This window comes from Pseudomonas lurida (assembly GCF_002563895.1).
Classification (GTDB): Bacteria; Pseudomonadota; Gammaproteobacteria; order Pseudomonadales; family Pseudomonadaceae; genus Aquipseudomonas; species Aquipseudomonas lurida.
The window spans coordinates 622,975-646,523 of the sequence record NZ_PDJB01000001.1 but is presented as its reverse complement, the minus strand read 5'-3'; the positions used below and the strand labels follow the sequence as shown (position 1 = coordinate 646,523).

Annotated in this window: 16 protein-coding genes, 2 tRNA genes and 1 pseudogene; 4 read left to right on the top strand and 15 right to left on the bottom strand. The window is 60.9% G+C overall.

What is annotated here, in order from left to right:
* Positions 1 to 33: 33 nt before the first annotated feature.
* The 12 genes and pseudogenes from ATH90_RS02820 to rnr all read right to left on the bottom strand — a co-directional run bounded on the left by ATH90_RS02820 (position 34) and on the right by rnr (position 15,531).
* The gene (locus ATH90_RS02820) at positions 34 to 3,324 is read right to left on the bottom strand and encodes a transglutaminase family protein (RefSeq protein ID WP_098465666.1); all 3,291 of its coding nucleotides are present in this window, start codon (positions 3,322 to 3,324) and stop codon (positions 34 to 36) included.
* Between the two features lie 188 nt (positions 3,325 to 3,512).
* Positions 3,513 to 3,961 (bottom strand): annotated as a pseudogene (locus ATH90_RS02815) (hypothetical protein).
* Between the two features lie 218 nt (positions 3,962 to 4,179).
* Entirely contained in the window at positions 4,180 to 4,629 is a 450-nt protein-coding gene (locus tag ATH90_RS02810; protein ID WP_034105681.1) for a hypothetical protein, read from the bottom strand.
* On the bottom strand, positions 4,626 to 5,546 hold the full coding sequence (locus tag ATH90_RS02805; RefSeq protein WP_034105683.1) for an Ssp4 family T6SS effector: 921 nt from the start codon (positions 5,544 to 5,546) through the stop codon (positions 4,626 to 4,628). The genes ATH90_RS02810 and ATH90_RS02805 overlap by 4 nt, the downstream gene beginning before the upstream one ends.
* Positions 5,547 to 5,757: 211 nt before the next feature.
* A complete protein-coding gene (locus ATH90_RS02800; RefSeq protein WP_034105685.1) occupies positions 5,758 to 8,061 on the bottom strand; it encodes a YgiQ family radical SAM protein in 2,304 nt (767 codons plus the stop codon).
* A 189-nt stretch (positions 8,062 to 8,250) separates the two neighbouring features.
* Complete coding sequence (gene dnaB / locus ATH90_RS02795; protein WP_016976916.1) at positions 8,251 to 9,648, bottom strand: replicative DNA helicase; 1,398 nt, start codon at positions 9,646 to 9,648, stop codon at positions 8,251 to 8,253.
* Between the two features lie 110 nt (positions 9,649 to 9,758).
* On the bottom strand, positions 9,759 to 10,205 hold the full coding sequence (gene rplI / locus ATH90_RS02790) for a 50S ribosomal protein L9 (protein ID WP_003171376.1): 447 nt from the start codon (positions 10,203 to 10,205) through the stop codon (positions 9,759 to 9,761).
* 18 nt (positions 10,206 to 10,223) lie between these two features.
* A complete protein-coding gene (locus ATH90_RS02785; RefSeq protein WP_034105687.1) occupies positions 10,224 to 11,117 on the bottom strand; it encodes a YybS family protein in 894 nt (297 codons plus the stop codon).
* 36 nt (positions 11,118 to 11,153) lie between these two features.
* Positions 11,154 to 11,384, bottom strand: coding sequence for a 30S ribosomal protein S18 (gene rpsR / locus ATH90_RS02780; protein ID WP_002551829.1), 231 nt, complete (start codon positions 11,382 to 11,384; stop codon positions 11,154 to 11,156).
* Positions 11,385 to 11,412: 28 nt separating this feature from the next.
* On the bottom strand, positions 11,413 to 11,835 hold the full coding sequence (gene rpsF / locus ATH90_RS02775) for a 30S ribosomal protein S6 (protein WP_003236224.1): 423 nt from the start codon (positions 11,833 to 11,835) through the stop codon (positions 11,413 to 11,415).
* A 304-nt stretch (positions 11,836 to 12,139) separates the two neighbouring features.
* Positions 12,140 to 12,898, bottom strand: coding sequence for a 23S rRNA (guanosine(2251)-2'-O)-methyltransferase RlmB (gene rlmB / locus ATH90_RS02770; protein ID WP_034105689.1), 759 nt, complete (start codon positions 12,896 to 12,898; stop codon positions 12,140 to 12,142).
* A complete protein-coding gene (gene rnr, locus ATH90_RS02765) occupies positions 12,895 to 15,531 on the bottom strand; it encodes a ribonuclease R (protein ID WP_098465665.1) in 2,637 nt (878 codons plus the stop codon). The genes rlmB and rnr overlap by 4 nt, the downstream gene beginning before the upstream one ends.
* Positions 15,532 to 15,756: 225 nt before the next feature.
* Here rnr and ATH90_RS02760 point away from each other — a divergent pair.
* From ATH90_RS02760 to ATH90_RS02745, 4 genes are all read left to right on the top strand, one after another.
* A tRNA-Leu gene (locus ATH90_RS02760) sits at positions 15,757 to 15,843 on the top strand.
* A 152-nt stretch (positions 15,844 to 15,995) separates the two neighbouring features.
* Positions 15,996 to 16,082: transfer RNA gene (locus ATH90_RS02755), tRNA-Leu, on the top strand.
* 173 nt (positions 16,083 to 16,255) lie between these two features.
* Positions 16,256 to 17,281, top strand: coding sequence for an iron ABC transporter substrate-binding protein (locus tag ATH90_RS02750; RefSeq protein WP_034105693.1), 1,026 nt, complete (start codon positions 16,256 to 16,258; stop codon positions 17,279 to 17,281).
* Positions 17,281 to 18,846: an ABC transporter permease gene (locus ATH90_RS02745; protein ID WP_034105695.1), complete on the top strand. Its 1,566-nt coding sequence runs from the start codon at positions 17,281 to 17,283 to the stop codon at positions 18,844 to 18,846. Before ATH90_RS02750 ends, ATH90_RS02745 begins: the two co-directional genes overlap by 1 nt.
* 90 nt (positions 18,847 to 18,936) lie before the next feature.
* Here ATH90_RS02745 and ATH90_RS02740 read toward each other — a convergent pair whose 3' ends face one another.
* The 3 genes from ATH90_RS02740 to ATH90_RS02730 form a co-directional block, all read right to left on the bottom strand.
* Positions 18,937 to 20,871 (bottom strand): methyl-accepting chemotaxis protein, encoded by a 1,935-nt coding sequence (locus ATH90_RS02740; RefSeq protein WP_034105697.1) that lies wholly within the window; start codon positions 20,869 to 20,871, stop codon positions 18,937 to 18,939.
* A gap of 139 nt (positions 20,872 to 21,010) precedes the next feature.
* Complete coding sequence (locus tag ATH90_RS02735) at positions 21,011 to 22,300, bottom strand: adenylosuccinate synthase (protein WP_098465664.1); 1,290 nt, start codon at positions 22,298 to 22,300, stop codon at positions 21,011 to 21,013.
* A gap of 54 nt (positions 22,301 to 22,354) precedes the next feature.
* A complete protein-coding gene (locus ATH90_RS02730) occupies positions 22,355 to 23,542 on the bottom strand; it encodes an ATP phosphoribosyltransferase regulatory subunit (protein ID WP_098465663.1) in 1,188 nt (395 codons plus the stop codon).
* Positions 23,543 to 23,549: the final 7 nt, after the last annotated feature.

The following is a 23,549-nucleotide window of genomic DNA, read 5'->3' as shown; positions in this document are numbered from 1 at the left end:
CGAGCCATCCCGCGCCCACATTGTGGATTGCGTTCAGTCATTTTTATTGGGGTGGCGCCGTAAATCCAGGGTCATCGGTAACTCGTCGTTGATGACCAGGCTTGGCACGGGGAGCTTGCCAGGACTATGCCCCAAGCGGAAAAACCGTGCCATGCGCCGGCTTTCGGCTTCATTGGCATTCACCGGCAAACTGTCGTAATTGCGTCCACCCGGATGGGCGACGTGGTACTGGCAGCCGCCCAACGAGCGTTGCATCCAGGTATCCAGCAAGTCGAACACCAACGGCGCATGCACCGCGATCGTCGGTTGCAGGCAATTGGCGGGTTGCCACGCGCGGTAGCGCACGCCGGCAACGAACTCACCGACGCGCCCAGTGGGCTGCAACGGCACCGCAATGCCGTTGCAGGTCAGCAGATAGCGTTGTGGCGCCAGGCCGCTCAACTTCACCTGCAAGCGTTCCAGCGATGAGTCCACATAGCGCACCGTGCCACCCACCGCGCCCTCTTCGCCCAATACGTGCCAGGGCTCCAGGGCCTGGCGCAGTTCCAGCTCGATACCGCTGACGGCGTAGTCGCCCACCTTGGGAAAACGGAACTCCAGGTGCGCGGCGAACCATTCGGCGCGCAGCGGGTAGCCGGCCGCGTTGAGTTCGACGATCACGTCGGCGAAGTCTTGCGCGATGAAGTGCGGCAACAGGAAACGGTCATGCAGTTCGGTGCCCCAGCGCGCCAGCTTCGGCGGCGCGTAGGGTTCACGCCAGAAGCGCGCAACCAGCGCCCGCAGCAGCAGTTGCTGGGTCAGGCTCATGCGTGCATGGGGCGGCATTTCAAACGCGCGCAGCTCCAGCAGGCCAAGGCGGCCGGTGGCGCCATCCGGTGAGTAGAGTTTGTCGATGCAGAATTCGGCGCGATGAGTATTGCCGGTCACGTCGATCAGCAGGTTGCGCAGCAGACGGTCCACCAACCATGGCGGGCATTCTTCGCCGGGTTCGGGCATTTGCGCAAAAGCGATTTCCAGCTCGTACAGCGCATCGTTGCGTGCCTCGTCCACCCGGGGTGCCTGTGAAGTCGGACCGATGAACAGGCCGGAGAACAGGTAGGACAACGAGGGGTGATTGTGCCAGTAGCTGATCAAGCTACGCAGCAGATCCGGCCGACGCAAGAACGGCGAGTCCTTGGGTGTCGCGCCACCGAGCACAAAGTGGTTACCGCCACCGGTGCCGGTGTGGCGTCCGTCGATCATGAATTTTTCGGTGGTCAGGCGGGTTTGTCGTGCTTGCTCATAGAGGAATTCGGTGCGTTCCACCAACTCGTCCCAGGTGGCGGACGGCTGCACGTTGACCTCGATCACGCCAGGGTCCGGCGTGACGCGAAAATTACTCAGGCGCATATCCGCCGGCGGCTCGTAGCCTTCCAGTAATACCGGACAGTGCAGTTCCTCGGCAGTCGCCTCAATGGCAGCCACCAGTTCCAGGTAGTCTTCGACGCGCTCCAGGGGCGGCATGAACAGATAGAGGCGGCCTTCACGCGCTTCGGCGCACAGGGCGGTGCGGGTCAACCAATCGGCGGACTCGTCCACCTCCGGCACGCGCTCATCACTTGGCGCGGGTTCACCGTGGCTTTGCAATTGGGCGGTCGTCGGCAGCTCCGGCTGGTCCTGGTTAGGGTCAGTGGGGTGCACAAACGGATACTCCGCCGCCGTCACCCAAGGCTGCGAGGCCAATGGCAGGCGATAGCCCAGCGGCGAATCACCCGGCACCAGGCGGCAATGGTTGTCGCGCAGGTACCAGCGCCCGCTTTGCCAGCGGTCATTGGCCGCCGTACGCGCCAGGGGCAGCACTTGGCCGATGATCTTGTCCAGGCCCTGGGCGAATACCTTGCGCAGGCGCTCGCGCTCCAGGTCGTCGCTCAGGCGTGGGTCCTGGGCAGTGACGTTTTGCGGCAACGCCCCTTCGCGCCACAGGTAGTAGAAATTGTCTTCGAAGGCCGGGAACACAAAGCGGGCCGGCAGTTTCAGGCGTTCAGCGACGCTGGCCAGAAAACGCCCGGCCAGGGCGCCGTCCGCGCCATAGTCTTGCTGCTCATCGGCGATCAACGCGCTGTTGTGCCAGATCGGCACGCCGTCGCGGCGCCAATAGCAATTGAGCGACCAGCGTGGCAGTTGCTCGCCGGGGTACCACTTGCCCTGGCCGAAGTGCACCAGGCCCTTGGGCGCGTAGTGCTTGCGCATGCGCTGGAACAGCTCGGCGGACAGGCGGCGCTTATCCGGCCCAAGCGCGGCGGTGTTCCACTCGGCGCCGTCGGGGTCATCGATGGACACGAAGGTCGGCTCGCCGCCCATGGTCAGGCGTACGTCATCCTTGAGCAGGTCGCCGTCGATCTGCCGACCCAGTGCCTGGATCGCCAGCCATTGCTCTTCGGTGTAGGGCTTTGTAACCCTTGGGGCTTCCCAAATCCGCTCTACCGACATTTCGTGGGTGAATTCGCACTCGCACGGCTCCACCAGCCCACTGATAGGGGCGGCGGAAGATGGATCCGGACTGCAGGCCAACGGGATATGCCCTTCACCGGCGAACAGCCCGGAGGTCGCATCCAGGCCGATCCAGCCGGCGCCGGGCAAATACACTTCGCACCAGGCGTGCAGGTCGGTGAAGTCCACTTCAGTGCCGGATGGACCATCAAGGGCCTTGACGTCGGCGGTCAACTGGATCAGGTAGCCGGACACAAACCTCGCCGCCAAACCCAGGTTGCGCAGCAATTGCACCAGCAGCCAGGCTGAATCGCGGCAGGAGCCGGAGACGTTTTCCAGGGTGAATTCCGGGGTCTGTACCCCCGGTTCCATGCGGATCAGGTAGCCGATATCGGCCGCCAAACGCTGGTTGAGGCCCACCAGAAAGTCCACGGCCGGCAACGGCGTGCGGTCGATACCCGCCAGGTACGCGGCGAACTTCGGCGTCAGCGGCAGGGTTTCCAGATACGGCGCCAGCTCGCGCTGTTCATCGGCGGCGTAGCTGAAAGGGATTTTTTCGGCGTAAGGCTCGAGGAAAAAGTCGAACGGGTTGAACACCGCCATCTCGGCGACCAGGTCGACCTCGATACGCAGTTGATCGGTCTTTTCCGGAAACACCAACCGCGCCAGGTAATTGCCCTGGGGGTCCTGCTGCCAATTGATGAAGTGCTGTTCGGGCAGCACTTTCAGTGCGTAGGACAGAATCCGCGTCCGACTATGGGCAGCCGGACGCAACCGCACGATCTGTGGGCCGAGTTCGACAGCGCGGTCGTAGCGGTAATGCGTAACGTGGTGCAACGCGACATGAATCGACACGGCGGCCTCCTGCGAGCCAGGGCATGGGCACAAAGCGCGCAAGACTTATGCCAGAGCGGCAGTCATTGCGCTTTATCGTAAGACCCGGTGCAGTACAGCACCAAAACGGCGCCAGCGGGGGGGGCCGTGGTGCAAGTGACGCACATATTTGTGGCGCATGCATGAGGGTGGGTGGTGAATCTACCCAGTCAACGGTGTTTGTGCTGGGCAATCATCGCCTGGCGCAGGCGGCGGACTTCGACCAGTTTCTGACGCATTTCACGGTGGCGCTTGCTGTTGAGCAGCAGCAACCCCAGCAGCGGGAACAGCAGGCTCAATCCATAGGACAGCGGATGCGGACCAAAGGCGACAGAGGGCAGTACCGCCACCACACAAAGTGCAAGCAGCGCCGCCAGCGGCCAGACCCACTGCGGCCGCCCGCGCGCGATCATGAAATTGCACTGCACGACGCCCCATGTCAGCGCGAGGCCACCCGGGAAGGAACACTTGAGGTGTCGTCCATCGGCAAGCGTGGGAAGTAACTGTCGAAAATCAGCGGCACCGCAAACACAAGGCTGAACACCGCCGCGAAAATCGCGCCCATGAAGACCGGAAAATACTGCGCCAGGAAACTGCGAATGCCAGGTAGCTCACTCATCGCTGATTTCCTCATACAGTCCTACTGACCAACCTGGCCCCTTCGCGGGCAAGCCCGGCTCCCACAGTTGGCCGGAGTTCAAAGTAAGAACGCGGTCAACTGTGGGAGCTGGCTTGCCTGCGAAAGCGACTTAAGGAGCACAGCGTTAACCATCGGACTCGCCACTGAATACAACTAAAAAACTACCACAGGGTTGGTGCTGGCACGGACCAGTGGAGCTAACGCTTTTTATCCGCCGCTATAACGGCCTGGCGCAGATAGCGGATCTCCAGCAGTTTTTGGCGCATCTCTCGTTGAACCTTGCTGTTAAGTGTCAATAATCCGAGCAATGGGAATAACAGAGCCAACCCAAAGAGAACCTTTTGAGGCTGGTATTGAACCATTGGAAACACAAACAGCAGGCAGCCGACGTAGATTCCCACCATCACCCAAACCCAGGAGGGTCGGCCTCGCAAAATCATAAAGTTGCTGTGGACCGTCAACAGAACCAGCAGCGCCCCGGCAGACATAATCTTGAGCCCCACTTGGGCAAGGGGCGCATCACGAAAGTAGGTAATGAACGCCAACGCCACAGCCAATGCCAAAGAAAAACATGCGGCAAATACGCCGCCCATAAACGTCAGAAAGTATTGCCTGAAAAAGTCGCGTAGCGTCATCAATTCGCTCATTCGTTTACCTCCTCGTAGAGTCCAATCGCGATGGTGTTGACGTTTCCGGAGTAGGCACTCCCGCCAAACCCAACGCTCGCGCCCAGGACGTCTTTGATCTGGGTAGTGGTGCTGTGCTTGAGCTGCGTAGGGGTGAAACGCTTGGTGAGCTCGCCCGACGCCTGCCTCAATTTGATCATCTTCGCGGTCAAGCTGGGATGGTTGATGCTCAGCAGCTCTTTCGTCAGCTTGGCTCTTTCCTGGCGATTCAAACCGCGAAGAACATCACGCAGGCTCTTGCCCGTCGATGCTTTGGCGGCCCTGACCAGCTTGACCGTCGTCAGGGCCGAAGCGCCCACGCCTGCCAGTGATACGGCGTCCAGCACAATGGACGCATTCTGGTACCAGCCTTCACTGTCGAGCGAATCCTTGACCTCAGGTTTGGCGACTTCCAGCGCTGTTCGGGCAATGCCGTTAAAACACTGAAGCGTACTCGCGCCGGCAGCCGCATACCCCACTACAACGATGACGGAACTGGCGCCAGCGCTGAAAGGCACCAGAATGGTTCCACTGGCGATCGCAGCCCAACTGATGACCGCCCCCAAGCAAGAGATTCCGGTGTTCACGGCTTCGCCAATCAGTCGCGACTCTCGAGGATTGCTCACGACATGTTGAGCAAACTGCGTTGGCGCAATGTACTTCTGCGCTTCACGCAAAATGATGCGCTTGGGCTTGATGCTGCAGATGGGCTTGAATTCGCGCAGGGTAATGACGTTGAAGTCGGCGTCGATGTATACGACGCCTGCGCCAACGATACCTGGATCGGCGTCGATGGCCGCAAACAGACGCGGCAGGTTGATCTGGCTTTCGATGCGCTGGCGCGCCATGAACTGCGAGCGGTTGGAGTCCATGCCGATGCCGGCCAGGGGGCTACCCATGGGGTGTTCTTCCTTGAAATGGGTGGTGACTGAACTGACGCCTTCGCGAGCAAGCCCGCGCCCACATTTTGATTTGCGAATACATTCAAGTGTGGGAGCGGGCTTGCTCGCGAAGGCGATTTAATGGTCGCTACCTTAACAAACAGGCTCGCCACCGAATAGAAAGCAAAACGCCAGCACACGGCTGGCGTTTTACATGTTCAGGCTGCCTTCACCGCGGCACGACCGGCTTGCGCGCGGGCTTGCCGCCCTTGCCCTTGGCCGCATCAGCGCGGTCCTTGGCTGCCTGTTTATTGCGCGCCTGGGCCGCGGCCTTGGCTTGCTCACGCTTGTCCCATGGGTTGCTGCCGTCGCTGCCACGGGGCGGCAGGCCGGTATGCTGGGTGAGGATCTTCGTGGTGGTTTCCTTGGCGACCTTATGGCTGCCGGCCGGCGTCGAGTTCTTGCGACGCGCGCTCTGGTAGCTGTCAGTGCTCGGCTGGTGCAGCGGAATCAGTTGGTCCTTGCCCGGCCCGATCAGGTCGGCACGGCCCATGCGGGTCAACGCTTCACGCAGCATCGGCCAGCCTTTCGGGTCGTGGTAGCGCAAGAAGGCCTTGTGCAGACGGCGCTGTTCTTCGCTCTTGACGATGGTCACCGCGTCGCTCTTGTAGGTGACCTTGCGCAGCGGGTTCTTGCCCGAGTGGTACATCGCGGTGGCAGTGGCCATCGGCGACGGGTAGAACGCCTGCACCTGGTCGGCGCGGAAGCCATTGCCCTTGAGCCACAGGGCCAGGTTCATCATGTCTTCATCGGTGGTGCCCGGGTGGGCGGCGATGAAGTAAGGAATCAGGTACTGCTCCTTGCCCGCTTCCTTGGTGTACTTCTCGAACATGCGCTTGAACTTGTCATAGCTGCCAATGCCCGGCTTCATCATCTGGTTGAGCGGACCTTCCTCGGTGTGTTCCGGGGCGATCTTGAGGTAGCCACCGACGTGGTGGGTCACCAGCTCTTTCACGTATTCCGGCGATTCGACAGCCAGGTCATAGCGCAGGCCGGAAGCGATCAGGATCTTCTTCACACCCGGCAAGGCACGGGCGCTGCGGTACAGCTGGATCAACGACGAGTGGTCGGTGTTCAGGTTCGGGCAGATGCCAGGGAACACGCACGACGGCTTGCGGCAGGCGGATTCGATTTCCGGGCTTTTGCAGGCGATGCGGTACATGTTCGCGGTCGGGCCGCCAAGGTCGGAGATCACGCCGGTAAAGCCTGGGACCTTGTCGCGGATCTCTTCGATCTCGCGAATGATCGACTCTTCGGAACGGTTCTGGATGATGCGGCCTTCGTGCTCGGTGATCGAGCAGAAGGTGCAGCCGCCGAAGCAGCCACGCATGATGTTCACCGAGAAGCGGATCATGTCGTAGGCCGGGATTTTTTCCTTGCCGTACGCCGGGTGCGGCACACGGGCGTACGGCATGCCGAACACGTAGTCCATTTCTTCGGTGGTCATGGGAATGGGCGGCGGGTTGAACCACACGTCCACTTCACCGTGTTTCTGCACCAGTGCGCGGGCGTTACCTGGGTTGGTCTCCAGGTGCAACACGCGGTTGGCGTGGGCATAGAGCACTGCATCGCCACGGACTTTTTCCACCGAAGGCAGGCGGATCACGGTCTTGTCGCGGGTCATCTTCGGGCTCGCCAGGATCTGTACGACCTTGGCTTCTTCCGGATCGTCCTGCGGGCCTTTTTCCTGCTCGATGGCGCAAGCCTGGGTGTCCTGGGTGTTCACGTACGGGTTGATGATCTTGTCGATCTTGCCCGGACGGTCGATACGCGTGGAGTCGACTTCGTACCAGCCCGCCGGCGTGTCGCGACGGATGAACGCAGTGCCGCGCACGTCAGTGATGTCTTCGATCTTGTGCCCCCACGACAGGCGCTGGGCAACTTCGACGATGGCCCGCTCGGCATTGCCGTACAGCAGGATATCGGCGGTGGCGTCGATCAGGATCGAGTTGCGCACGCGGTCCTGCCAATAGTCGTAGTGGGCAATGCGGCGCAGGGAGGCCTCGATGCCGCCGAGTACGATCGGCACGTTCTTGTAGGCTTCCTTGCAACGCTGGCTGTAGACCAGGCTCGCGCGGTCCGGGCGTTTGCCAGCCATGCCGCCGGGGGTATAGGCGTCGTCGGAACGGATTTTCTTGTCGGCGGTGTAGCGGTTGATCATCGAGTCCATGTTGCCGGCCGCGACACCGAAGAACAGGTTCGGCTCGCCGAGCTTCATGAAGTCGTCTTTGGACTGCCAGTTCGGCTGGGCAATGATCCCGACGCGGAAGCCTTGGGACTCCAGCAGCCGGCCGATGATCGCCATGCCGAACGACGGATGGTCAACGTAGGCATCACCGGTGACGATGATGATGTCGCAGGAATCCCAGCCAAGCTGATCCATCTCCTCCCTGCTCATCGGCAGGAATGGCGCAGGGCCGAAACATTCGGCCCAGTACTTGGGATAGTCAAATAACGGCTTGGCTGTTTGCATGACGGTGACCGGTGTTGAGATGAAAAATCGCGGGCGCGGAATATAGCACAAATTTTGACCAATTCCGACGGTAATGGTCGGAATTGTGGTGATGCCATCGCAGGCAAGCCAGCCCCCACATCTGAATGTATTCACACATCAGCCTGGGAACGGGCCTGCCTGCGATGAGGCCCTCACAGGCGCTGGGACTTACTCGTCGTCATCGAAGTTGTAGCTGCCTGGCGCAAGGTTTTCGAAGCGCGTGTACTTACCGATGAACGCCAGGCGGATAAAGCCGATGGGACCGTTACGCTGCTTACCGATGATGATTTCGGCAATGCCCTTGTGCTCGGTCTCGGGGTGATACACCTCGTCGCGGTACACGAACATGATGACGTCGGCGTCCTGCTCGATCGCTCCGGATTCGCGCAAGTCGGAGTTCACTGGGCGCTTGTTGGGGCGTTGCTCCAGGGAACGGTTGAGCTGGGACAGCGCCACCACCGGGCAATTGAATTCTTTGGCCAGGGCCTTGAGGGACCGGGAGATTTCGGAAATCTCGTTGGTACGGCTGTCACCGCTGGAGCCTGGGATCTGCATCAACTGCAAGTAGTCGATCATGATCAAGGCGATGTCGCCGTGCTCACGCACCAGGCGACGAGTCCGCGCGCGCATCTCCGAAGGACTGATGCCCGCCGTGTCATCGATGAACAGCTTGCGGTCGTTGAGCAGGTTGACCGCCGAGGTCAGGCGCGGCCAGTCGTCGTCTTCCAGTTGGCCGGAACGCACCTTCGTCTGGTCGATACGACCCAGGGACGAGAGCATACGCATGATCAGCGACTCACCAGGCATCTCGAGGGAGTACACCAATACCGTCTTGTCGCTGCGCAACACGGCGTTTTCCACCAGGTTCATCGCAAAGGTGGTCTTACCCATGGACGGACGACCGGCGACGATGATCAAGTCGGAGGGCTGCAGGCCACTGGTTTTCTCGTCGAGGTCGGCATAACCGGTGGAAATACCGGTAATGGCCGCATCGGTGTTGAACAGGGTATCGATGCGGTCGATGGCCTTGGTCAACAGCTCGTTGACGCCCACCGGGCCGCCGGTTTTCGGCCGCGCTTCGGCAATCTGGAAGATCTGGCGCTCAGCCTCGTCGAGGATCTCTTCGGCCGTGCGCCCTTCCGGGTTGAAGGCGCTGTCGGCGATCTCCGTGCTGATGCCGATCAATTGGCGCAGCGTGGCCCGCTGGCGAACGATCTGGGCATAGGCCTTGATGTTGGCGACCGACGGCGTGTTTTTCGCCAGCTCACCCAGGTAGCCCAGGCCGCCGACTTGGGAGGTCTGGCCTTCCTTGTCCAGTTGCTCGGCCAGGGTCACCACGTCAATCGGCGAGTTCTGGTCGGCCAGCTTGGCGATGGCGCGGAAGATCAGGCGGTGGTCATGGCGATAGAAGTCACCGTCCGAGACTTGATCCAGCACGCGTTCCCAGGCGTTGTTGTCCAGCATCAAACCACCGAGCACGGCCTGTTCGGCCTCGATGGAATGCGGCGGCACCTTCAGGGCAGCGGTTTGCAGATCGTATTGCTCAGGAGCTGAAATATCGTTCATGGCCACTTGAAATTAGGGGTGTGTAGAAAAACAAAAGGCACGACCTGTAAACAGGATCGTGCCCGATGTTAACTGCCTGGCACGCGAGGTGCCAGTCAGTTAGGTATTGCTTAAGCTGCTACCACGACAACGCGTACGGTGGCTTCAACTTCGGCGTGCAGGTGCACGGCTACGTCGAATTCGCCTACGTTGCGGATGGTGCCGTTCGGCAGACGAACTTCGCTCTTCTGCACTTCAACGCCGGAGGCGGTCAGTGCATCAGCGATGTCGTGGGTGCCGATCGAACCGAACAGCTTGCCTTCGTCACCGGCGGTGGCAGTGATAGTCACTTCCAGCTCAGCCAGTTGGGCAGCGCGAGTTTCGGCCGAAGCTTTTTTGTCTGCTGCTGCTTTTTCCAGCTCAGCACGACGCTCTTCAAACGCAGCCAGGTTGGCAGCGGTTGCAGCGGTGGCTTTGCCGTATGGCAGCAGGTAGTTACGACCGTAGCCGGCCTTAACGTTCACTTTGTCGCCCAGGTTGCCCAGGTTGGCGACTTTTTCCAGAAGGATCAGTTGCATGTGAAAATCCTCTAACTTTTAACCTTCACCGTTCGCGTTATCGGCGTCTTTCGGCGCCAGACGACCGCGAAAATCAATCAGGCCGTCGACAATGGCCAAAACCACGAGTAACGGATAGATCAGCTGCATGAACACCAACATCGTTACGTACATCCCCACCAGCCAAAACCTGGCCAGGCGCTTCTGCGCGACCAGCCCGTGAATCAGGGCCAGCCCGGAAAACACCAGCGGTACGCTGCAAAACAGCACCAGCAAGGTCGCCTGTGAACCGAAGTACGGTCCGACCACCATGAGTGCCAGCAGCAACATCGCCGGGCCCACGGGGATTCTGATACTGCGAAACTCGCGACCAAAACCACCCGGGTTGTACAACAACGCCTGCCAATATCGCCCAAGCATCAGGCTCAGCACGCTGACGATCTGCATCATTACCGCCATCAGGCCGATCAGGGCCGGTGCAATCAGTGTTGCCAGTCGCGCTCGCTCTTCTACCGACAGCTGCTGGTAGAGTTCCCCGAGGGCCATCGGCAGGATCTTGACGATCTCCTGCGACAGCGCCTCGATTTGCGGGCGGAAAGCCGCGTCAATCAACACCGAAAACACCAACCCCAATGCCACGCTGACTAGCAGCGTACGGGCCCAGGACTCACTTGCGCGCAAAACCAACGCAAGGCTCGACGACCCCAGCAGTACCAGAAGTACCTTGGGTTCGCCCAGTTGCAGCCACCAGATCAAGGCGGCCAGCACTCCCAGGGCCAGGACACCAACGGCATCCTGTAAACCGCGCCGCAGGAGCACAAGGCATCCAGCGGCAGCACCCAACCAATACAACAACGGCAATGCTGCACATCCAGCCACTACCAGAGTGGCCTGCACGCGACCGCGCATGATGAACTCAGCTAAGGCGCGCATGCATTCAATCCCTTACTACTTGTCGACTGCCCGGTCTCAGCGGCCGTGGCTGTCGGTGTAGGCCAGCAGGGCCAGGAAGCGGGCGCGCTTGATAGCGGTAGCCAGCTGACGCTGATAACGTGCTTTGGTACCGGTGATACGGCTTGGAACGATTTTGCCGGTCTCGGATACGTAGGCTTTCAGAGTGTTGAGATCTTTGTAATCGATCTCTTTCACGTCTTCAGCGGTGAAGCGGCAGAATTTACGACGACGGAAGAAACGTGCCATTTGATAGGCTCCTTAAAAGGTCCGTGGATTACTCGTCAGCGTTATCGCTGTTGTCGCTGTCATCACTATCAGCGCTATCAGCGCCTTCGTGCTCAGGACGGTCGCGACGCTCACGGCGCTCACTGCGGTTTTCTTCAGCCTTGAGCATCTCGGATTGGCCGGTAACGGCTTCTTCGCGACGGATGACCAGGTTACGGATCACTGCATCGTTGTAGCGGAAGTTGTCTTCCAGCTCGGCCAGGGCCTTGCCAGTGCACTCAACGTTCAGCATCACGTAGTGAGCCTTGTGAACATTGTTGATTGCGTAGGCCAGTTGACGACGGCCCCAATCTTCCAGACGGTGGATTTTGCCGCCGTCTTCTTCGATCAGCTTGGTGTAACGCTCAACCATGCCGCCGACTTGCTCGCTTTGATCCGGGTGGACCAAAAAGATGATTTCGTAATGACGCATGAATGCTCCTTACGGGTTGTAGCCTGCCGCTCAAAAACGGTCAGACAAGGAGTGAATGACACTTATGGATCTTGCCGCAGGGAGGCACATCGGTGCCTGCCAGGAAGGCAAGGGGCGCAATTGTAGAGAAGGGGGAGGAAGCGTGCAAGGTGATTGGTGATTATTTGAACAGCGCAGCACCCGCACAGACGCCAAACAACCGTGGGAGCTGGCTTGCCTGCAATGGCGGCGTCGGCCACATCGCTGCCGACTGACACACCGTCATCGCGGGCGAGCCCGGCTCCCACCGGGTACTGCGTTGTTATCAGCCTTTCTTCACGCCCTTTTTGGCGCCACGCTGGCGCTGGGCTTCGAACAGGCAGACGCCCGTTGCCACCGACACGTTGAGGCTGCTGACGCTGCCGGCCATCGGCAAGTGCACCAGGTAATCACAGTGCTCACGGGTGAGGCGGCGCATGCCCTTGCCTTCGGCCCCCATGATCAGGATGGTCGGGCCGGTGAGGTCCTGGTCATAAATGCTGACCTCCGCCTCCCCCGCCGTGCCCACGACCCACAGGCCGCGCTGCTGGAGTTTCTCCAGGGTGCGTGCCAGGTTAGTCACGGCCACCAGTGGAATCACTTCCGCCGCGCCACAGGCGACTTTACGCACGACCGGCGTCAAGGTCGCCGATTTGTCTTTAGGCACGATCACCGCCAGCGCACCGGCAGCATCCGCCGAACGCAGGCAAGCGCCGAGGTTGTGCGGGTCGGTCACGCCGTCCAGCACCAGCAACAGCGGTGCGCCCTCGGTACGATCGAGCAATTCATCGAGCATCGCCTCGCCCCAGACCTGGCTCGGGCTGACGTCCGCGACCACGCCCTGGTGGACACCTTCCACCCACACGTCCATTTCACGACGCTCGGCCTGGCCGATGGCAACCTTGTTTTGGGTGGCCAGCTCGACCAGCGCCTGCACGCGAGGCTCGCTACGGCCTTCGGCCAACCACACCTGCTTGACGCGTTTAGGGTGGTGACGCAGCAATGCTTCTACGGCGTGGACGCCGTAGATTTTTTCCAGACTCATGACTTGGCCTTAGGTTTGCGCGACCCGCCGCTTTTCGCGGGAGCCGAACCCGCTTTCGGCGGGCCTTTACGGTGTTTACTTGGCTTGCTCGACGGTTTTTCCGCCCCTTGGGACTTTCCCCCAGACGCCGCTTTACCACCGCTCTTGGCTTCGTTGAGCAACTGTTGCTTCAACTCGCGGCTCTTGCGCAGTTCGGCGTTTTTCGCCGCTGCGTCGCTTGGGCGGTAGGCTTCAGGCGCCTTGTCCTTGGCAGACGAACGGCGACCGGCCTTGGCCGGTGCAGGCTCGGCGACCGCTGCTTTCGCAGGCGCGCCCTTGCCCTTCGAGGACGGCGCCGTGGTTTCGCTGCCGCGCTTTTTGCGGCTGCCCGGCGCTTCTGCGGGTTTGTCGGGCATGCCGAAGTCGATCTTGCGCTCGTCGAGATCGACGCGCATGACCTGCACTTCCACGGTGTCACCCAGGCGGAAGCTGCGACCGGTGCGCTCACCCGCCAGGCGGTGATGCACAGGGTCGAAGTGGTAGTAGTCACCCGGCAAGGCCGTGACGTGCACCAGGCCTTCGACGTAGATGTCGGTCAGCTCCACAAACAGACCAAAGCCGGTCACGGCAGTGATCACACCCGGGAACGACTCGCCCACGCGATCCTTCATGAACTCGCACTTGAGCCAGTTCACCACGTCACGGGTGGCTTCGTCGGCGCGGCGCTCGCTCATGGAGCACTGCTCGCCCAACTGTTCCAGGGCCGCTTCGTCGTACGGATAGATCCGTGCCTTCGGAATGGTCATGGCGCCGGCGCGCTTGACGTGCGGGGTGTTCTGCTTGGAATGGATGACGCTGCGGATCGCGCGGTGCGTGAGCAGGTCCGGGTAACGGCGAATCGGCGAGGTGAAGTGGGTGTACGCCTCGTAATTCAGGCCGAAGTGACCCTGGTTGTCAGCGCTGTACACCGCCTGGCTCAGGGAGCGCAGCATCACGGTCTGGATCACGTGGTAATCCGGACGGTCCTTGATGCTGGCGAGCAGAGCCTGGTAGTCCTTCGGCGTCGGGCCGTCCTTGCCTTTGTGCAGGGACAGGCCGAGCTCACCGAGGAACGCGCGCAGTTTCTCCAGGCGCTCCGGCGGCGGGCCATCGTGCACACGGTAGAGCGCGGGAATCTCGTGCTTCTTCAGGAATTCAGCAGTGGCCACGTTGGCCGCCAGCATGCATTCCTCGATCAGCTTGTGCGCATCGTTGCGAGTGGTCGGCGTGATCGCCGCGATCTTGCGCTCGGAGCCGAACACAATCCGGGTTTCCTGAGTTTCAAAATCGATCGCGCCACGTACGTGACGAGCGCCTAACAGCACCTTGTACAACGCGTAAAGCTGCTTGAGGTGCGGTACGACGTGGCCGTACTCACCGCGCAAGGCTTTCGCTTCGCTGGTTTTCGGCTGCTCCAGGATGGTGCTGACCTTGTTGTAGGTCAGGCGCGCCTGGGAGTGGATCACCGCTTCGTAGAACTGGTAGTCGGTCATCTCGCCGGTTTTCGAGATAGTCATCTCGCACACCATGGCCAAACGGTCGACTTTCGGATTCAACGAGCACAAGCCGTTGGACAACTCTTCCGGCAGCATCGGAATCACGCGCTCAGGGAAGTACACCGAGTTGCCACGCACCTGGGCTTCGTTGTCGAGGGCCGAACCGATCTTCACGTAGCTGGAGACGTCGGCAATCGCCACGAACAACTTCCAGCCACCGGAGAACAGGCGCAGCTTGCCCGGCTTGGCTTCGCAGTAGACCGCGTCGTCGAAGTCGCGGGCGTCTTCGCCGTCGATGGTGACGAACGGCAGATGGCGCAGGTCGATGCGCTTCTCTTTGTCCTTCTCTTCGACTTCGGGCTTGAGCTTGCGCGCTTCTTTCACGACAGCTTCAGGCCATACGTGAGGAATGTCGTAGGTCCGCAGCGCGACATCGATTTCCATGCCCGGCGCCATGTAGTTGCCGACCACTTCGATCACATCGCCCTGCGGCTGGAAGCGCGGGGTTGGCCAGTGGGTGATTTTCACCTCGACGAACTGACCGACCTTGGCGTTGGCGTTGCGGCCCGGGGTGATCAGCACTTCCTGCTGCACCTTGGGATTATCCGGTACGACAAAGCCGATGCCGCCTTCTTCGAAGTAGCGGCCCACGATGGTCTCGTGACCACGGGAAACCACTTCGACGATCACGCCTTCACGGCGACCACGACGGTCCAGGCCGGAAACGCGGGCCAGGGCACGGTCGCCGTCGAACACCAGGCGCATTTGCGCCGGGCTCATGAACAGGTCGTCGCTGCCGTCGTCCGGGATAAGGAAGCCAAACCCGTCACGGTGACCGGCAATGCGGCCCAGGATCAGGTCGAGCTTGTCTACCGGCGCATACGTGCCACGGCGGGTGTAGATCAACTGAGCATCGCGCTCCATGGCGCGCAGGCGGCGGCGCAGGGCTTCGAGCTGGTCTTCGGTGGTCAGACCGAACTCTTCAACCAGCTGCTCGCGGCTAGCAGGCGAACCCCGATCGGCGAGATGCGCCAGGATCAGTTCACGGCTAGGAATAGGGTTTTCATATTTTTCCGCTTCACGAGCGGCCTCGGGATCGAGGGACTGCCAATCGGCCATTAGAGAGTTTTCACCTTGTCTATATGCGGGTTAGTTTGGCATACGCGTATTGAAACGGGAAATTTCAGACGTCAACAAGCCTTTTAAAGCCCTTTGCAGCCCCCGGCGAGCACCTTGCACGACCATTGGCGAAATTTTCCAGGCTTTTTTCATAGCAGGGCTTTACAGCTCAAAATCCCCTCCGTATAGTGCGCGCCATCGACGACGGCAACGTTGTCGGATAATGCCCAGGTGGTGAAATTGGTAGACACGCCAGCTTCAGGTGCTGGTGATCGCAAGGTCGTGGAAGTTCGAGTCTTCTCCTGGGCACCAAATTCAGATTAAACCCGCGAAAGCGGGTTTTTTCGTTTCAGGCCTCTGATTTTTAACGTAAATCTTGATTTATTTTTTCGAATCAGGGGTTTACAGATCAAAAAGCCCTCCGTATAGTTCGCTCCATCAACAGCGCAAGCGTTGTTGATAATGCCCAGGTGGTGAAATTGGTAGACACGCCAGCTTCAGGTGCTGGTGATCGCAAGGTCGTGGAAGTTCGAGTCTTCTCCTGGGCACCAAATTCAGATCAAACCCGCGAAAGCGGGTTTTTTCGTTTCCGGGGTTTAAAAAACCTCGCCTGGGAAGTTTGGCCTGGAAACTTTCCTGTCGATTTGACCCCGCGTCCGCACCTGAGAAACTTTATCGTTTATCCTTGCAATGATTTGTTGCACTCAAGTGAGGAAAACCCCGGATGATGATCCGCGATACCCGTCTCAAGACATCCCTTCTGCGTGGCCTGACCATCACTCTGCTCGGCCTGACCCTGATCTCTCCCAGCGCCTATTGCGCCGACAAGGTTTCCCTGACCCTGTACAACGGCCAGCACAAGGAAGTCGGCGATGAACTCGCCAAGGCCTTCGAAGCCAAGACCGGCATCCACGTCAACGTGCGCAAAGGCAGCAGCAACCAGTTGGCCAGCCAGGTCGTCGAAGAAGGTGACCGCTCCCCTGCCGATGTGATCTACACCGAAGAGTCGCCACCGCTCAACAAGCTCGGCGAGCAAGGGCTGCTGGCCAAGATCGACGCCAGCACCCTCGATGTATTGCCCAAGGACTACGTGGGCGCCAATGGCGACTGGATGGGCGTGACCGCACGTACCCGCGTTGTGGCGTTCAACCCGAAGCTGATTGCTGAAAAAGACCTGCCGAAATCAGTGCTGGATTTCGCCGGCCCCGAGTGGCAAGGCAAAGTGGGCTTCGTGCCTACCAGTGGCGCGTTCCAGGAACAGGCCGTGGCGATCATCAAGCTGCACGGCCGCGAAGCCGCCGAAGAATGGCTGACCGGCCTGCGCGCTTTCGGCAAGGTATACAGCAACAACATGGTCGCCCTAAAAGCCGTGGAAAACGGCGAGGTCGCCACTGTACTGGTGAACAATTACTACTGGTTCGCCCTGAAGAAAGAAAAAACCAACCTGGATTCCCAGCTGCACTACTTCACCAACGGCGACGCCGGCGGCTTGATCACAGTGTCTTCGGCTGCAGCGCTCAAATCCAGCAAGCACCCCAAGGAAGCCCAGCAACTGCTGGCATTCATGGCCAGTGAAGAGGGCCAGCGCGTGATCACCAACACCTCGGCCGAATACCCGTTGCGCAAAGGCATGGAATCCAACCGCGGCCTCAAGCCTTTCAACGAGCTGCAGCCGCCGAAAGTCACCCCAGCGGACCTTGGCAACGCCGAAGAAGCCCTGGACCTGGAACGTGACGTTGGCCTGAACTGATGAACCCACCGCTACCCGCCCCCGCCTTGCGCAGGGGTTTAAGCCCAAGGCGCAAGCGCCCTTCGATCTGGCTGTTGCTTCCCGTGGTGTTGCTGGTGGGCTTGAGCCTGCTGCCACTGGCGTATGTCGGGCTCAAGGCCTGGCAAGCCGGCTGGGCAGAGGCGGTGCACCTGCTGTGGCGGCCCTATGTGTTCGGGTTGCTGCGCAACACCTTGGCGTTGATGGTCGGGGTGACGGTGGCGTGTGGCGTGATTGGCTTGTCGCTGGCCTGGTTGCTGGAACGCAGCAACCTGCCGGGGCGGCGCATCTGGGGTGTGATCCTGTGCCTGCCGTTTGCGGTACCCGCGTTTGTCAGCAGCTTTACCTGGGTGTCACTGAGCGCCAGTTTCGAAGGGCTTGGCGGCGCCATCCTGGTGATGAGCCTGTCCAAATACCCGCTGGTGTTTTTGCCGGTCGCGGCGACACTGCGCAATCTCGACCCGTCCCTGGAAGAGTCGGCCCGCACCCTGGGACTGAACCGCTGGGGCGTATTCTTTCGCATTACATTGCCGCTGCTGTGGCCGTCGCTATTGGCCGGGGCACTATTGATCGCCCTGCACATGCTGGTGGAATTCGGCGCACTGTCGATCATCGGCCTGCAGACGTTTACCACTGCGATCTACCAGCAATTCGAACTGGAATTCAGCAATGCCAACGCCGCGATGCTGTCGGCGGTACTGCTGGTGATGTGCCTGACATTGCTGTGGCTGGAGTTGCGCGTGCGCGGCAAGGGCCGGCATGTACGCATCGGCCAGGGCGCGGCCCGCCACGCCGAGCAGGTACGACTGGGCAAATGGACTCCACTGGGCCAAGTGTACTGCCTGGCACTCGCGATCATCGGCAGCGGCATCCCCCTGGGCATGCTCGGGTATTGGCTGGCAGTCGGTTCGTCGGCTGCGTTCCCGGTGGCCGAGATCGGGGAGGCGCTGCTGTCTTCGCTGGCACTGTCGCTGGGTGGCGCCGCACTGTGCCTGGTACTGGCGGTGCCGGTGGGACTGCTGGTGGTGCGCTACAAAGGCCAACTGGCACTCTGGGCTGAACGCTTGCCGTACCTGCTGCATGCACTGCCCGGCCTGGTGATTGCGCTGACACTGGTCTACTTCGCGCTGCATTACGTGCCGGCGCTGTACCAGACCTCGGCGCTGCTGTTGATTGCCTATGCGTTGCTGTTCCTGCCTCTGGCCCAGGCGCCGATTCGCACAGCACTGAACAAGGCCGCCCCACAATTGGAAGAAGCCGCACGCACGCTGGGGGCCTCCTCGTTCAGCGCGTTTTGCCGGGTGACGCTGCCGATCATCTTTCCAGCATTGGGCGCGGCGTTTGCACTGGTGTTCCTGGATGCGATGAAGGAATTGACCGCCACGCTGCTGCTGAGCCCGACGGGGCTGAACACCTTGGCAACCGCGGTGTGGGCACATACCTCGAATGTGGAATTCGCGGCGGCGGCGCCCTATGCGGCGCTATTGATTCTGGTGTCGGGGTTGCCGGTGTATTTGCTGACAACGCGGATGTACCTGAGCCGCTGAAACCGCTATCGCAGGCACGCCAGCCAGCCCATTTGGAATGCATCCAATGGGGCAGCTGGCGTGCCTGCGAAGAGGCCTTGGCAGGCAACACTATGCCCGGAACTGCCCCAGGCTCGCCTTCAACTGCGCCGCCAACCCATCCAGCACCTTGCCACTGGCGGTAGTCTCCACCACCGCCTGCGCCGCACGCTCGGCCTGGGCGTGGATCACCTCCACCCGCCCACGCACCGCATGCGCGCCCTGGGCCTGATGCTCGGCCGCGCGCGTGGCCAAGCCTATCGCCGCATGCACTTGCTCCACCGAAGCCTGCACCGTCTGCTGCAAACGCACGCTATCGCGCAGAACCAGCAAGCCTTCGCTGGCCTGGCGCCCGGCCTTGCCGATGGTTTCCACCGCCTCCCGCGCACCTTGCTGCAACGCCACGATATGCGCCTGGATATCCCCCGTGGAGCTTTGCGTCTTGCTCGCCAGCGCCCGCACTTCGTCTGCCACCACGGCAAAGCCGCGCCCGGTTTCGCCGGCACGCGCCGCTTCGATGGCCGCATTGAGCGCCAGCAGGTTGGTTTGCTCGGCGATGCCGTGAATCACAGTCAGCACCACCTCGATCTGCTCGCTTTGCTGGGCCAGGCGCTCGATGACCTGTGAGCCTGCCTGCACCTGGCCGGCCAACGCCTCGATCAGGCTGCCCACTTCGGCTGAAGTGCGCGAGTTCTCATCCGTGGCCTGACGAATATCCACCACCTGCTGCAACGCCGCTTGCATCGCATGGCTTTCGGCCTGCGCCTCGTCGGCCATTTGCGACAGTGCGCGCAAGCTTTCGGCCACTTCATCGCGCTGCAACCCAGCCGCCGCGTCAGCACCGGCATTGCGCAAGGTCATGGCACCGATTTCCACGCCGGTACGCTGGGCCACATCCCCCGCCTCACGCACAATCGGCTGCAACTTATCCACAAAGCGATTGACGGCCGAAGCCATGTCGCCAATTTCGTCCTTGCTGCTGATCTGCACGCGTTTAGTGAGGTCGCCCTCGCCCGCCGCCAAGTCATCCATGGCCGCAATCAGCAGCTTCAGGCGGTTGACGACCCGGCGCCCCAGCACGATGGCTATCAACAGCAAAACGCCTAGACCGACCAGCGCGAGCCCCATGCCAATGCGCCAGCGCAAGGTGCCAGCCGCGTCCTGGACGGCGCTGGTGGTGTTGGCCGTCATCTGGGTTGCGGTGGCCTGTGCAGATTGCAGACGGGCGCCCATGGCGGCAGCGCTATCGGCCGCTGCACCTTTGAGGCTGTCGCCGACCAGTTGGTCGCCGCTGGCGATCAGCGCGGCGAAACGCTTGTCGAGCGCTTGCAGGTCGGCTTCAACCGACGCTGTCGAAACCCCCATGCGGACCTTGCCGATCTCTACTCCATTAGGGCTGATGGAGGCTTCGACGTAGTACACAGCAGGATCGCTCTTGGCCGCGTCCAGCACTTTATCCAGGGCACGGTCACCCGCGCCCTTTGCCAGCAGCGCCTGGTTGATCGGGTTTTCCCGATTCAGGTAGCGGGTCAGGTGCTCACCCGCCGCGTCGTCATAGACCACAAACAGCACATTGGGATTGCGTTGCGCGCGCCGGGCGAACTCCGACAGCGTCGGCACGTCGCTGTCCCACATGGCGCGGGGTGCCACCGAGGCCAGCAGTTGCGCCATATCATTGGCGGAGTCCTGCAGGTCTTTTTCCAGGGTCGCACGCAGTTGCTTCTGCTCTTCCTGCAAGCGGGTCGAAAGACCGGCTGTCAGGCGCTGACGGGTGCTCGTAGACAAGCTATCGAGACTGGACGTGACTTCCTTGCCAGCCTGCGCCAGTTCGCCAGACAGTTTCTGGCTATCGATACCCAGGCGATTGCCCAAATCAGCTTCCAGCGCTGTGACCGTGCTGCGTGTGAGGGCAACCGCCACCAGCACTTGCACCAAAAGAGCGATACCTAGGGTAACGAACACCGGCCGCAACAGACGACTTTGTAACAATGAGAGAACGGCAGACATCGGTAATCCCTCCACCACGGGTGCCATTAATTTGATAGCACCGCGAAAGAGAGAACCGAAGCAAGGGTCGTGCCGCTCGGGCGGCAGAAACGACAAAGGGCTCCCGAAGGAGCCCTTTGCTTTTTACATCAACAGCTTATTAAGCGAACGGATGACGCAGAACGATGGTTTCGTTGCGGTCCGGACCTGTCGAAATAATGTCAATCGGCGCACCGATCAGCTCTTCAACACGCTTGATGTAGGCACGGGCGTTGGCCGGCAGCTCTTCCAGGGTCTTGGCGCCCACGGTCGATTCGGTCCAGCCCGGCACTTCTTCGTACACAGGCTGCAGGCCCACGTAGCTGTCTGCGTCCGTTGGGGCAACGTCCTGGCCTTCTGCGTCTTTGTAGCCGATGCAGATGTTGATGGTTTCCAGACCGTCGAGTACGTCCAGCTTGGTCAGGCAGATACCCGAGATGCTGTTCACATCGATAGCACGACGCAGGATGACCGCGTCGAACCAGCCACAACGACGAGCACGGCCGGTGGTTGCGCCGAACTCGTGACCTTGCTTGGCCAGGTGTGCACCGACGTCATCGAACAGCTCAGTCGGGAACGGACCCGAGCCAACGCGGGTGGTGTAAGCCTTGGTGATGCCCAGGATGTAGTCCAGGAACATCGGGCCGACACCCGAACCGGTCGCAACACCACCCGCGGTGGTGTTGGAGCTGGTCACGTACGGGTAAGTGCCGTGGTCGATGTCCAGCAGCGAACCTTGGGCGCCTTCGAACATGATGTCTTTGCCTGCGCGACGCAGGTCGTGCAGCTCGGCAGTCACATCCAGCATCAGCGGCTTGAGCAGCTCAGCGTATTCCTTGCACTCGGCCAGGGTCTTTTCGAACTTGATGGCTGGCTCTTTGTAGTAACCCACCAGCATGAAGTTGTGGTAGTCCACCAGTTCACGCAGCTTGTCTTCAAAGCGCGGCATGTTGAGCAGGTCGCCGACACGCAGGCCACGGCGTGCAACCTTGTCTTCGTAGGCAGGGCCGATGCCGCGACCGGTCGTACCGATCTTCAGCTCGCCACGCGCCTTTTCACGGGCCTGGTCCAGCGCAACGTGGAAGGACAGGATCAGCGGGCAGGACGGGCTGATACGCAGGCGCTCACGCACGGGTACGCCTTTCTCTTCCAGCTTGGTGATCTCGCGCAGCAGGGCATCAGGTGCAACTACGACGCCGTTGCCGATCAGGCACTGCACGCCTTCGCGCAGCACACCCGACGGGATCAGGTGCAAGACGGTTTTTTCGCCATCGATGACCAGGGTGTGGCCAGCGTTGTGGCCACCTTGGTAGCGCACTACGGCGGCAGCATGTTCGGTCAGCAGATCAACGATCTTGCCTTTGCCCTCATCACCCCATTGGGTGCCCAGGACTACGACATTCTTACCCATAACACTTGTCCTCATTCGCGCAAACTTGGTGCCGGCGATGGCCGGCAGGAAAACTCAAGAAGCCAGTGGCGATACTTGCCAAAGCCCGTTCTGCAGAATCAATTGTTGGTCGCAGTCCGCTTCACGGGCGGCGGCCAATGGTTGTCCAGGCAAGGCCTGGACAACACGCTGACCCTCACTGCGCAACTGGCAAACCTGCTGCCAGAGTGCTGCGTCCGTACTGTCGGGCATCCAGATGCCACCAGACGGTAGCTCGACCTCAGCACGCCCCAGGGTCACCAGGGTTTTCAAATCGGTGGAAAAGCCGGTGGCCGGACGCGCACGACCGAAGTCGGCGCCGATATCGTCATAACGACCGCCTTGGGCGATGGCTTGGCCAACACCCGGTACAAACACGGCAAATACCACACCGGTGTGGTAGTGGTAGCCACGCAACTCACCCAGGTCAAAGTACAACGGCAACTCAGGGAAGCGCGCCGACAACTGTTCGGCAATCGCCAGCACGTCGTCCAGTGCGGCCAGCACCGGCGCCGGCGCATTGGCCAGGCGCTCACGGGCAGCGACCAGCACTTCGCGACCGCCACACAGGTTCACCAGCGCACGCAGCATGTCGGCCAGATCGGCGGGCACGCCAACGGTCAGGGCGATGACTTCGTCAATGGCCTTGCGTTGCAGGGCATCGAACAACTGCTGCTCCACCTCACCGGACAAACCGGCCGCACGGGCCAGGCCACGGTAGATACCGACGTGACCCAGGTCCATGTGGACATCTGGCACATCGGCCAGTTGCAGCATGGCCAGCATCAAGCTGATCACTTCGACGTCACTGCTCGGGCTGGCATCGCCGTACAACTCGGCGCCCAACTGGATCGGGCTACGGGATGACGACAACGCACGCGGCTGTGCATGCAGCACGCTGCCGGCGTAGCACAGGCGGCTAGGACCTTCTCGGCGCAGGGTGTGCGCATCGATGCGCGCCACTTGCGGCGTGATGTCGGCACGGAAACCCATTTGCCGGCCCGATTGCGGGTCGATGACCTTGAAGGTGCGCAGATCCAGGTCCTGGCCCGCGCCGGTCAGCAGGGATTCCAGGTACTCGATATGAGGGGTCACGACAAACTCGTAACCCCAGCTCTGGAACAGATCCAACACCTGGCGACGCGCTACTTCAATGCGCGCAGCTTCTGGTGGCAGTACTTCTTCGATGCCATCTGGCAGCAGCCAGCGGTCTACCGTTGCCATTACGCCA

What these genes read in the sequence shown, in the direction of transcription:
- ATH90_RS02810 (WP_034105681.1), bottom strand. Translation starts at nt 4,629, where the DNA reads ATGAGCGAATTGATGACGCTACGCGACTTTTTCAGGCAATACTTTCTG.
- ATH90_RS02805 (WP_034105683.1), bottom strand. Translation starts at nt 5,546, where the DNA reads ATGGGTAGCCCCCTGGCCGGCATCGGCATGGACTCCAACCGCTCGCAG.
- ATH90_RS02800 (WP_034105685.1), bottom strand. Translation starts at nt 8,061, where the DNA reads ATGCAAACAGCCAAGCCGTTATTTGACTATCCCAAGTACTGGGCCGAA.
- dnaB (WP_016976916.1), bottom strand. Translation starts at nt 9,648, where the DNA reads ATGAACGATATTTCAGCTCCTGAGCAATACGATCTGCAAACCGCTGCC.
- rplI (WP_003171376.1), bottom strand. Translation starts at nt 10,205, where the DNA reads ATGCAACTGATCCTTCTGGAAAAAGTCGCCAACCTGGGCAACCTGGGC.
- ATH90_RS02785 (WP_034105687.1), bottom strand. Translation starts at nt 11,117, where the DNA reads ATGCGCGCCTTAGCTGAGTTCATCATGCGCGGTCGCGTGCAGGCCACT.
- rpsR (WP_002551829.1), bottom strand. Translation starts at nt 11,384, where the DNA reads ATGGCACGTTTCTTCCGTCGTCGTAAATTCTGCCGCTTCACCGCTGAA.
- rpsF (WP_003236224.1), bottom strand. Translation starts at nt 11,835, where the DNA reads ATGCGTCATTACGAAATCATCTTTTTGGTCCACCCGGATCAAAGCGAG.
- rlmB (WP_034105689.1), bottom strand. Translation starts at nt 12,898, where the DNA reads ATGAGTCTGGAAAAAATCTACGGCGTCCACGCCGTAGAAGCATTGCTG.
- rnr (WP_098465665.1), bottom strand. Translation starts at nt 15,531, where the DNA reads ATGGCCGATTGGCAGTCCCTCGATCCCGAGGCCGCTCGTGAAGCGGAA.
- ATH90_RS02750 (WP_034105693.1), top strand. Translation starts at nt 16,256, where the DNA reads ATGATGATCCGCGATACCCGTCTCAAGACATCCCTTCTGCGTGGCCTG.
- ATH90_RS02745 (WP_034105695.1), top strand. Translation starts at nt 17,281, where the DNA reads ATGAACCCACCGCTACCCGCCCCCGCCTTGCGCAGGGGTTTAAGCCCA.
- ATH90_RS02740 (WP_034105697.1), bottom strand. Translation starts at nt 20,871, where the DNA reads ATGTCTGCCGTTCTCTCATTGTTACAAAGTCGTCTGTTGCGGCCGGTG.
- ATH90_RS02735 (WP_098465664.1), bottom strand. Translation starts at nt 22,300, where the DNA reads ATGGGTAAGAATGTCGTAGTCCTGGGCACCCAATGGGGTGATGAGGGC.
- ATH90_RS02730 (WP_098465663.1), bottom strand. Translation starts at nt 23,542, where the DNA reads ATGGCAACGGTAGACCGCTGGCTGCTGCCAGATGGCATCGAAGAAGTA.